Annotated in this window: 10 protein-coding genes and 1 riboswitch; of the genes, 6 read left to right on the forward strand and 4 right to left on the reverse strand. The window is 53.5% G+C overall.

Annotated features, from left to right (window positions below):
* Nucleotide 1 precedes the first annotated feature (1 nt).
* The 3 genes from frdC (at nt 2) to blc (ending at nt 1444) form a co-directional block, all read left to right on the forward strand.
* Nucleotides 2-397, forward strand: a complete 396-nt coding sequence (frdC, locus tag RZ35_RS16660) for a fumarate reductase subunit FrdC (protein ID WP_026744320.1) — start codon at nt 2-4, stop codon at nt 395-397.
* Between the two features lie 14 nt (nt 398-411).
* Nucleotides 412-768 (forward strand): fumarate reductase subunit FrdD, encoded by a 357-nt coding sequence (gene frdD, locus RZ35_RS16665; RefSeq protein WP_026744321.1) that lies wholly within the window; start codon nt 412-414, stop codon nt 766-768.
* A 124-nt stretch (nt 769-892) separates the two neighbouring features.
* Nucleotides 893-1444, forward strand: a complete 552-nt coding sequence (gene blc, locus RZ35_RS16670; protein ID WP_026744322.1) for an outer membrane lipoprotein Blc — start codon at nt 893-895, stop codon at nt 1442-1444.
* Between the two features lie 72 nt (nt 1445-1516).
* Here blc and efp read toward each other — a convergent pair whose 3' ends face one another.
* On the reverse strand, nt 1517-2083 hold the full coding sequence (gene efp / locus RZ35_RS16675) for an elongation factor P (protein WP_026744323.1): 567 nt from the start codon (nt 2081-2083) through the stop codon (nt 1517-1519).
* A gap of 35 nt (nt 2084-2118) precedes the next feature.
* On the opposite strand from efp, the gene epmB reads away from it, so the two are divergent.
* Nucleotides 2119-3165: an EF-P beta-lysylation protein EpmB gene (epmB, locus tag RZ35_RS16680; RefSeq protein WP_026744324.1), complete on the forward strand. Its 1047-nt coding sequence runs from the start codon at nt 2119-2121 to the stop codon at nt 3163-3165.
* 83 nt (nt 3166-3248) lie between these two features.
* Here epmB and RZ35_RS16685 read toward each other — a convergent pair whose 3' ends face one another.
* Both RZ35_RS16685 and pgi read right to left on the reverse strand, forming a co-directional pair.
* Complete coding sequence (locus tag RZ35_RS16685; RefSeq protein WP_026744325.1) at nt 3249-3593, reverse strand: DUF4156 domain-containing protein; 345 nt, start codon at nt 3591-3593, stop codon at nt 3249-3251.
* 200 nt (nt 3594-3793) lie between these two features.
* Nucleotides 3794-5446 (reverse strand): glucose-6-phosphate isomerase, encoded by a 1653-nt coding sequence (gene pgi, locus RZ35_RS16690; protein ID WP_026744326.1) that lies wholly within the window; start codon nt 5444-5446, stop codon nt 3794-3796.
* 174 nt (nt 5447-5620) lie between these two features.
* Nucleotides 5621-5816, forward strand: a riboswitch (Lysine riboswitch).
* Between the two features lie 115 nt (nt 5817-5931).
* Here pgi and lysC point away from each other — a divergent pair.
* Nucleotides 5932-7296 (forward strand): lysine-sensitive aspartokinase 3, encoded by a 1365-nt coding sequence (lysC, locus tag RZ35_RS16695; protein WP_026744327.1) that lies wholly within the window; start codon nt 5932-5934, stop codon nt 7294-7296.
* Nucleotides 7297-7527: 231 nt separating this feature from the next.
* The gene (locus tag RZ35_RS16700; RefSeq protein WP_026744328.1) at nt 7528-8982 is read left to right on the forward strand and encodes a DASS family sodium-coupled anion symporter; all 1455 of its coding nucleotides are present in this window, start codon (nt 7528-7530) and stop codon (nt 8980-8982) included.
* A gap of 312 nt (nt 8983-9294) precedes the next feature.
* Here RZ35_RS16700 and metA read toward each other — a convergent pair whose 3' ends face one another.
* Nucleotides 9295-10224: a homoserine O-acetyltransferase MetA gene (gene metA, locus RZ35_RS16705; protein ID WP_026744329.1), complete on the reverse strand. Its 930-nt coding sequence runs from the start codon at nt 10222-10224 to the stop codon at nt 9295-9297.
* Nucleotides 10225-11195: the final 971 nt, after the last annotated feature.

Raw genomic sequence — 11195 nt, forward strand, 5'->3', positions numbered from 1 at the left:
AATGACAACCAAACGTAAAGCGTATGTCCGTGGCATGACGCCGACCTGGTGGCAGAAGCTGGGATATTACCGCTTCTATATGTTGCGCGAAGGAACCGCGATTCCGGCTGTGTGGTTCAGTATCGTGCTGTTGTACGGCGTTTTCGCACTGAAACACGGCGTAGAAGGCTGGGTGGGCTTCGTCAGCTTCCTGCAAAACCCCGTGGTGCTGTTCATCAACATCATCGCGCTGCTGGCGGCGGCTCTCCAGACCAAAACCTGGTTCGATCTGGCGCCAAAAGCCACCATTATTGTGATCAAAGATGAAAAGATGGGTCCGGAGCCGATCGTTAAAGCGCTGTGGATCGTGACCGTGGTAGTCACGCTGGCGATACTGGCTATCGCCTTGCTGTACTGATCAGGAGGAATAACGTGATTAATCAAACGCCAAAACGTTCGGATGAACCGCCTTTCTGGGGGCTGTTCGGCGCCGGTGGCATGTGGAGCGCCATTTTCGGGCCGGTCATCGTCCTGCTGGTCGGTATTCTGCTGCCAATGGGGCTGTTCCCGGACGCGCTGTCCTACGACCGCATTGCGGCATTCAGCCATAGCCTCATTGGCCGGGTGTTCCTGCTGCTGATGATCGTGCTGCCCCTCTGGTGCGGCCTGCACCGCATCCATCACGCCATGCACGACCTCAAAATTCACGTGCCGGCAGGGAAATGGGTCTTTTACGGACTGGCCGCCATTCTGACGGTGGTCACCGTTATCGGGCTCGTCACGCTCTAAAACCCCGCCCCCAAAGCAACGGTCTGCCTGTGCAGGCCGTTTTTCATTGCCAGTCCGGCAAACGCTTCCTACCCTTAACGTCATCACTCTCAAACCATGGTTTATCCGTGGAGGACAAAAACCGATGAAAAAATGGAAAACGCTGGTGGCGGCAATGACGTCCTTGTTCTCCTCCGCCTGCAGTACGACGCCGCCGGAGAACGTCGATGTCGTAAAAAACTTCGATATTCACCGCTATCTCGGCACCTGGTACGAAATTGCCCGTCTCGACCACCGCTTCGAACGCGGGTTAGATCGCGTGACGGCGACTTATCACCCGCGCGAGGACGGCGGCATTACCGTGACCAATCGCGGCTTTCATTCGCAGCAGCAGCGTTGGAAAGAGAGTACGGGCAAAGGTTATTTGACTGGCGATCCCGGGACGGCATCGCTGAAGGTCTCTTTTTTCGGGCCATTTTACGGTAGCTATAATGTGATAGCGCTGGACGAGGCTTATCGCTACGCCATGATTTGCGGGCCTAACCGTAACTACCTGTGGATCTTATCTCGCACGCCCACGCTGGACGACGCGGTGAAACAAGAACTGCTGGCGACCGCCAGACGCTATGGTTTTGACACGGAACAACTTATTTGGGTTAATCAATCGGATGAGGATGTTGCGGGGGCGAAGCATTGACGGGACTCTGGACGGGGACCCAACGGTATGATTCATACCGCTGCAGGAAAGCAACGGTATGATGCGGAGAGATTATTTTACGCGGGACACGTATTCGCCGGAGCGAGTATCCACTTTAATCACTTCGCCGATCTGGACGAACAGCGGCACTTTAACCACAGCGCCCGTCGTCAGCGTCGCAGGTTTACCGCCGGTACCCGCGGTATCGCCTTTCAGGCCCGGATCGGTATCGGTGATTTCCAGCTCAACAAAGTTCGGCGGCGTAACGGCGATCGGAGCGCCGTCCCACAGGGTCAGTACNCACTCTGCCTGTTCAACCAGCCATTTGGCGTTATCGCCCACCGCTTTTGCGTCGGCGGCCAGCTGTTCAAACGTTTCATTGTTCATGAAATGCCAGAACTCGCCGTCGTTGTACAGGTAAGTCAGGTTCATATCCATGACGTCTGCCGCTTCAACGGAATCACCGGATTTGAAGGTTTTTTCCAGCACTTTGCCGGAAATCAACTTACGGATTCTTACACGGTTAAACGCCTGGCCTTTGCCCGGCTTAACAAATTCATTTTCAACGATCGCACACGGCTCACCGTCCTGCATGATTTTAAGACCGGAACGGAATTCATTGGTACTATAAGACGCCATGTTGGTCCTCTTATTACTGGTAACTTAGCCAAAAAATGGCACACATTATAACCCGAAATACGCTGTCTGGAGAAGATTGGTTACAGCAACTCGCCGACGTTATTACCGACCCGGACGAATTACTCCAGTTTCTCGCACTCAAAGAGCACCCTCAACTGACAAAAGGGCGTGATGCCCGCAGACTTTTCCCCCTGCGCGTACCGCGCGCATTCGCCGCGCGGATGCGACCGGGCGATCCTCTCGATCCGCTGCTGTTGCAGGTGATCACCGCGCCGCAGGAATTCGTCGAGACGCCAGGATTCAGCCACGATCCGCTGGAAGAGCAGGACAGTGTGGTTCCCGGCCTGCTGCACAAATATCATAACCGTGCGCTGCTGCTGGTCAAAGGCGGCTGCGCCGTCAATTGCCGCTACTGCTTCCGTCGCCACTTCCCTTACCAGGATCATCAGGGCAATAAGGCTAACTGGCGGCAGGCAATGGACTACATCCGCCAGCATCCTGAACTGGATGAGATCATTTTTTCCGGCGGCGATCCGCTGATGGCGAAAGACCACGAGCTGGACTGGCTGATCGCCGAATTGGAAAGCATTCCCCATCTTCAGCGTTTGCGCATTCATAGCCGGCTACCGGTGGTGATCCCCGCCCGGATCACGGACGCGCTATGCCAACGCTTTATGCAATCCAGACTGCGTGTCGTGCTTGTCACGCATATTAATCACGCGAATGAAATCGACACTGACGTAGCACAAAGTATGGCGAGATTACGCTTGGCGGGGGTAACGCTGCTGAATCAGAGCGTAATGCTACGCGGCGTGAACGATAATGCGACGACGCTCGCTACGCTCAGCAACGCGCTGTTTAACGCGGGTATTTTACCTTATTACCTGCATGTCCTGGATAAAGTGCAGGGAGCTGCGCATTTTCTGGTACCGGATAATGAGGCGAGAGACATCGTTAAAACGCTGATGACGCTGGTGTCAGGTTATCTGGTCCCCCGATTGGCGCGGGAGATCGGCGGAGAAGCCAGCAAGACGCCGCTGGACCTTGGCATGCGGCAAAGTCAGGATGACGTCGCCGGATAAAACAGTCGCTGGATAAAACAGTCTCTGGATAAAACAAAGGCCGACGAAAACGTTCGTCGGCCCCTGACTTTACATCGTGGTCGTTAACGACACTTATAAACCTCACCCTGCATCTTGCTATCCAACGGAGCGAAACTGGACAGGAACGTTTGACTCGGCGNCGTCGCGCCGAAAATAACATTCCCTCCCATCTCAGCAGCCTTGTTGCGCAGGTCGTTCGCCGCGCCCCGCATCGAACTGCCTTCATCGCCGTTGCCCGACAACCAGTTGGATTGAGTGCCGGTCACAACGCCGAGCCGCTGACAATCCGCGCCAGGCAAGCTATCCGTAAAACGCACTGCCTGCCCTGCGGGGCTAAGCGAATGAGTCGAGCTACATCCGGCCGCCAGCAAAACGCCGGCTGCTGCCATAAGAATACGAATCCGCATGTTCCCTCCGAGATGATTAAAATCGCAGTCTGACGGTCATTGTTTCGATAGCAGGTACCACGATGTCACGATAACGGGCGTATCGGCTCTCTTTCCCACACTCAGGGTGAGCCCAGAGAGACCGTCCGCCGGTCTGTCGCTTTCTGCTCGCCCGGCTAAAGCTGCGGGCCGCGCGAGCAGCATGGATCACGTCCGGCTAATTATGCCTGACGCCATTTTTTGAAGTTGTTGATCAGACCGTTGGTGGAGCTGTCGTGACTGCTCACCGCAGAATCATCCATCAGTTCCGGCAGGATGCGGTTGGCCAACTGTTTACCCAATTCAACACCCCACTGATCGAACGTGAAGATATTCAGGATCGCGCCTTGCGTGAAGATCTTGTGTTCGTACAGCGCGATCAGCGCGCCCAGGCTATACGGCGTGATTTCACGCAGCAGAATGGAGTTGGTCGGGCGGTTGCCTTCAAACACTTTAAACGGCGCAACGTGTTCCACATCCTGCGGTTTTTTACCGGCGGCGGCGAACTCTGCGTCGACCGTTTCACGCGATTTCCCGAACGCCAACGCTTCCGTTTGCGCGAAGAAGTTGGACAGCAGTTTGCTGTGATGGTCGCTCAGCGGGTTGTGGCTGACGGCAGGCGCGATGAAGTCGCAAGGAACCAGCTTGGTTCCCTGATGAATCAGCTGATAAAAGGCATGCTGGCCGTTGGTGCCTGGTTCGCCCCAGATGATCGGCCCCGTCTGGTAATCGACCGGCGCGCCGTTGCGATCAACGTACTTACCGTTGGACTCCATATTGCCCTGCTGGAAGTAGGCGGCAAAACGGTGCATGTACTGGTCGTACGGCAGAATCGCTTCGGTTTCCGCACCGAAGAAATTGTTGTACCAGATGCCGATCAGCGCCAGCAAGACCGGCAGGTTCTGCTCGACAGGCGTGGATGCGAAATGCTTATCCATCGCGTGAGCGCCGCTTAGCAGCTGTTCGAAGTTGTCGTAGCCGATGGACAATACGATAGACAGGCCGATAGCGGACCACAGAGAGTAACGACCACCAACCCAGTCCCAGAATTCAAACATGTTATCGGTATCAATCCCGAACTCGCCCACGGCCTTGCTATTGGTGGACAGCGCAGCAAAGTGCTTAGCGNCACATTTCTCGTCACCCGCCGCTTTCAGGAACCAGTCACGCGCGCTGTGAGCGTTGGTCATCGTTTCCTGAGTAGTGAACGTTTTAGACGCGACGAGGAACAAAGTGGTTTCCGGGTTCAGCGTTTTCAGCGTTTCAGCAATGTGAGTGCCGTCAACGTTGGAGACGAAGTGCATGTTGAGATGATTTTTGTAAGGCTTGAGCGCTTCCGTCACCATGAACGGACCCAGATCGGAACCGCCGATGCCAATGTTGACCACATCAGTAATGGTTTTGCCGGTATACCCTTTCCAGTCGCCGCCGATAACGCGTTCGCTGAACTGCTTCATTTTCTGCAGAACGGCATTCACTTCCGGCATCACGTCTTTACCGTCAACCACAATCGGGGTATTGCTGCGGTTACGCAAGGCAACATGCAGGACAGCGCGGTCTTCAGTACGGTTAATCTTTTCACCGGAGAACATGGACGAAATTGCGCCGGCCAAATCGGTCTCGCGCGCCAGTGCCTGCAATTTTTCCAGCGTCTCATCCGTGATACGGTTTTTTGAGTAGTCCACCAGCATCAGGTCGTCAAAGGTCGCGGAAAACCGCTTGAAGCGGGCATCATCCTGAGCAAACAGATCGCTGATTTGAACGTCCTTCATCACGGCAAAATGCTGCTGCAGAGCTTGCCAGGCGGCCGTCTGCGTTGGATTGATATTTTTCATAACGGTACTCTTTGTCTAAGAATGAATGGTCAGTAATCAAGGGATTGTATCCCTTAACGCCCCGCTTGAGATCCCTTTTCTTGCGAATTGCCCCGCAGGGAACCCGGCGAGTCATTGACAGCCGACACGTAACCCGTTATTTGTATTGGCCTACTTACGAGCCGATTTGGTTCGCAAGCCAGAAGAGGTGCGTCGCCCAGGTAAGGTGTCGGAGGAGCCGTTTTCCGAAGAAGATACCCGAGGGGGAGCGTCGCCGAGGTGAGATCAGCAACGGCATTGATTTCATCGACCACAGGGGCTGAATCCCTTGGGTTGTCACCGGCTCATTCTGCACGCAGGATGTTCAGCAAGGTGGAGCGCTTCTGGGTGTATCGTAGCTTATCCCTACGTCTGCTCCCTGCTTATCGCTCTTTCCTTGTGCACAGGCTTAACGATGGACGGCGCCACGCTTTAGCGATGCCGTCTCCTGACACGAGGTTTTAGAAATGACTGCTCAACAACAAAACGCGTTGATTATCGCTAAATTCGGCGGCACCAGCGTCGCCGATTTTGACGCGATGAACCATAGCGCCGACGTGGTGCTTTCCAATCCTCAGGTACGCGTCGTTGTGCTGTCGGCTTCTGCCGGCATCACCAATCTACTCGTCGCACTGGCGGAAGGCGTACCGTTAGAACAACGCGACCTGCATCTGAATAGAATCCGCCAAATTCAATATGCCATTGTCGATCGTCTGACGCAGCCAGACGTCATCCGTGAAGAGATCAACCGGATGCTGGATAACATCGCCCGCCTATCGGAAGCGGCGGCGTTAGCCACCTCGACCGCACTGACCGACGAACTGGTCAGCCNCGGCGAACTGATGTCCNCGCTGCTGTTCGTCGAGATCCTACGGGAACGCAGCGTCGAGGCGGAGTGGTTCGACGTACGTAAAATCATGCGTACCAACGACCGCTTTGGTCGCGCCGAGCCTGACTGCGAAGCATTGGGAGCATTGACCCGTGAGCAGCTGTTGCCGCGCCTCGCCGATAGCCTCGTCATTACACAAGGCTTTATCGGTAGCGAGTCCAAAGGGCGTACGACCACATTGGGGCGCGGCGGCAGCGACTATACGGCCGCGTTGCTGGGCGAAGCCCTCAACGTCAGCAGGATTGATATCTGGACGGACGTTCCCGGCATTTACACCACCGACCCGCGCGTGGTGCCAGCTGCCAAGCGCATCGATCAGATTACGTTTGAGGAAGCCGCGGAAATGGCGACCTTCGGCGCCAAGGTGCTGCATCCCGCCACGCTGTTACCGGCCGTACGCAGCGATATACCGGTCTTCGTTGGTTCCAGCAAGGATCCCGCAGCAGGGGGAACGCTGGTCTGCAACAGAACAGAACATCCCCCGCTGTTTCGCGCTCTGGCTCTGCGTCGCAAGCAAACCCTGCTGACGCTGCACAGTCTAAACATGCTGCATGCTCGGGGNTTTCTGGCGGAAGTTTTCAGCATATTGGCGCGTCATAATATTTCCGTAGACCTGATTACCACGTCCGAAGTGAACGTTGCGCTCACGCTCGATACGACCGGTTCGACGTCGACCGGCGACAGCCTGCTGTCCAGCGCCATGTTGACAGAACTGTCTTCGCTGTGCCGCGTTGAAGTGGAAGAAAACATGTCGTTGGTCGCCCTGATCGGCAATAAACTGTCACAGGCTTGCGGTGTGGGCAAAGAGGTATTTGGCGTATTGGAACCCTTTAATATTCGCTTAATCTGTTATGGCGCCAGCAGCCACAATCTGTGCTTTCTGGTACCGTCCAGCGCTGCCGAACAGGTCGTACAAACGCTGCACCATAATCTGTTCGAATAACACTCTCATCTTTTATGATGGCCGGCCGCTTAATACCGGCCATCGTCTACTTCCTTTCATTGCCGTCTCGTCAATGAANGCTTTAAAATAAATACTTTAAAAACTCCTTACGTCAATGAGACGCATATTTTCGCTTTCCCAGTGATTTATTAGCGTTATTCTTAGTTCACTCCCTAACCGATATTATAGGGCTACACACGCAATATCTTCAGACCTTTGTAAGGAAAACGGATGAAGACCAAAACGTCTTATGGCCTGAATTGGCTTCCTTTAGTAGTCATCGTCATTATTGCAACTTTCTTCTGGNAACTAACTCCTCCCACCGGCCTGACTCCCGCAGCCTGGCATTCTGCCGTTATTTTTGTCGCAACCATTGTCTGTATCGTGGCAAACGTATTGCCGATCGGAGCTATCGGGATCATCAGTATTACGCTGTTTGCCCTGACTTATGCGGCAGGCGACAAGACGCCTAGCGCCTCCATCCAGACGGCGCTGAGCGATCTCAACAGTTCGTTGATTTGGCTGATTGTCGTTGCCTTCATGATTGCCAGAGGGTTCATCAAAACCGGGTTGGGACGGCGTATTGCGCTCCAGATGATTCGTCTGCTTGGTAAACGCACGCTGGGTCTGGCTTACGGGCTGGCTTTTGCCGATCTGGTTCTGTCTCCGGCGATGCCTAGCAACACGGCCCGCTGCGGCGGCGTTATTTATCCTATCGCAGACTCGCTGGCTCGCAGCTTCGACTCCAAACCAGATGATGCATCTCGCAGCAAAATCGGTACGTTCCTGGTCACCTGTATTGGTAACGTCAACGACATCACCGCAGCGATGTTTATGACGGCTTACACCGGCAATCTGTTAGCGATAAAACTGGCGGCCAACGCCGGCGTCACGATCACCTGGGGCAGTTGGTTTGTCGCAGCGGTGGTGCCATGTCTGATCTCCCTGCTGGTTATTCCGCTGTGCGTATACTGGCTGGTGAAACCGGAAATTCGCCACACGCCTGACGCGCCTAAACTCGCCGTAGCCGAATTGAAAAAGATGGGAAGCATGAGTCGTGGGGAGTGGCTGATGGCTGCCACCGTGCTGATTCTGTTGGTACTGTGGATTTTCGGCGACAAACTGGGCGTTGATGCCACAACCGCTTCTTTCGTCGGCCTTTCTTTCTTACTGCTGACCGGGGTTTTGAGTTGGGATGATATAAAAAGCGAGAAAGGCGCCTGGGATACGTTAATCTGGTTTGCCGCACTGTTAATGATGGCGAACCAGCTCAAGAACCTGGGCTTCACAACCTGGTTTGGCGATCTCATTGGTAACAGCATCGGTCATATGATGCAGGGAACCAGTTGGGTATTGGTACTGCTGCTACTCAATGCCGCCTACTTCTATACTCATTACTTCTTTGCCAGCGGAAATGCGCAAATTGCCGCCCTTTATGCTGTATTCCTGGGCGTGGGCATCAACTTGAATATTCCCGCCGTGCCGATGGCGCTGATGCTGGCGTTTACCAGCAGCCTGTACTGTTCCCTCACCCAGTATACGCATGCCCGTGGCCCCATCCTGTTTGGCGCGGGCTATGTGCCTACCGGCGTCTGGTGGCGAACAGGGTTTATTATCAGTCTGATTAATCAGGCCATTTTCATGTCTGCCGGCTTGTTATGGTGGAAGGTGATAGGGCTGTATTAATCACGAGCGATATTCAATTCCGACGGGGGCCTCGCGCCCCTTTTTTTATTGCAAAGCAGCTTGTGTTNACCTCATTATTCCTCGAACTACCTTTAGCAACACTTGGCACCTCCTCCCAAGTTCAAAGCCGTTTCATCCGCCAGCTCTGTAGCAAAGTCTCCCTTTCTTCAGCTTGAGTCTACAGACGGATAATCCGCGTCATATATCACTACGGCGTCATTTCATATCCATCCCACCAGAAATTCGCCACGTACACTATTAGGGGAATAAATGACAATATAAAGGCACCCACAGGTGCCTTTGTGAAGAATATCAATCCAACGTAGGATTCATATTACTTAAATCAAACGGCGTAATCTGATAGACGTAATAGTTCAGCCAGTTTGAAAACAAGAGATGCCCGTGACTGCGCCAGCTTGCTTTGGGCGCTTTTTCTGGGTCGTTTTCCGGGAAGTAGTTCACTGGGACAACGGTATCTAACCCTGCTTCAATATCGCGGAAATATTCACTACCCAGCGTCAGCGCATCATATTCTGGATGACCGGTAACGAACGCCAGACGCTTATCTTTGCTTGCGAACAGATAAGCGCCGACTTCGTCTGAACCCGCCAGAATATCCAGGTCGGTGTGTTCGCGTATGACCTCAATGGGAAAATCTGCATAGCGGGAGTGAGGAGCCAGGAAGGTTTCATCGAAACCGCGCGTCATCAGCGCATGTGGCTGAAAGGTATGGTGCTCATAAACACCGGACAGCTTCACATCACGCGTCAGTTTGGGAATGCCATAAAGGACGTTCAATGCCGCCTGCACAGCCCAGCATACAAATAATGTTGAAGTCACGTGTTCTTTGGCCCAGCTGACGACCCGCGAAATTTGCGGCCAATAAACCACATCACAGAAGTCGACTAACCCCAATGGGGCCCCGGTGACAATCAGGCCATCAAAGTTTTCATCTTCAATATCTTCAAAGTTGCAGTAGAAATTGTTGAGATGCTCGGTCGGCGTATTCTTTGACTCCCGACTATCAATTCGTAACAGTTGAATATCGATCTGCAGAGGAGAATTCGATAGCAACCGAAGAAATTGATTCTCAGTCTCGATTTTTTTTGGCATCAGATTAAGTACCAATACCTTAAGCGGACGAATTTCCTGAGTTTTCGCACGAGACGATGTCATCACAAACACGTTTTCTTTGCGCAAAAAGTTCACTGCGGGCAATTCATCGGGGACTCGGATTGGCATAACCTTATAACCTCACTGCATACGTTTATACGTTTAGACTTCCAGACAGCCAAAGATAGCTATTTTCCAAGTTGATGTCGATAGCGAACAGATGCAGTTGAAAATCTTTCACTCAAAACAGTATGAGCTTATTCTTTTTATGCATAAGAAGGTGTCTGTCACGCCATTTTGCAGATAATGTAGCTGTATAAAATACACTTCAGTAGGAAGCCATAAGCCAAATCTCTATAAAAAGCTGAGAGATAGAACCGTGTTATCTCTGGAGGGAGCCAGGGTGACGATGATATTTCGCTATAGACTATTAATTATTCTTCCGCCGCTGGCTTGATGCCCGGCAGTCTTTTCTGTGATGGTTAGATCCACACGTCTTCGCGTCATTCCGAGGGGCAGGTGATGTCAATCCGGATCGGGCTGCGCCCGGTGAAAGATGGGGGTAAACAGGCCTCATAAGGCCGTCGTACAGAATGTATTCCCTATGAAAAAACTGACTCCACCATTTCACTTCCCAGAATAAACGGAAGATGAGTGCCGAAGAATAGGCCAGACCGGGTACGGCGTAGCCGCAGCTTGTGGGTTTGGTATACCGAATGACCCCACATCAACCTTGTTTGCGCCCTGCTGTTTGACGGATTCTGTGCACGGCGCTTCATGTCCCGTCTCCGGGTCATCCCATGATGCGAGGGAAGAGGTTCATTTGGCGTCGGTCGGGGCGATATTCAGGGGATGAGTGCAAGATCAGGGGCAGACTTAGGCAACGAGAATGGGAATGGACGATAAACGCTCATCGCGACGGCCGCGGGGAGTCAGGAGCGGGACATGCCAGGGTGACCGCCGGCTTGCCCAAACAGTCGGCGGGCTGGCGTGACGGTCTGACCGCGGGGTGGTCGCTTTTTTTCTTTTTCGCCCCAACGCAAAAACCCCCAGCTTGCGCTGAGGGTTTCTNCTGATTTGATGCCTGGCAGTTCCCTACT

The organism is Lonsdalea quercina subsp. quercina (assembly GCF_000688655.1).
Classification (GTDB): Bacteria; Pseudomonadota; Gammaproteobacteria; order Enterobacterales; family Enterobacteriaceae; genus Lonsdalea; species Lonsdalea quercina.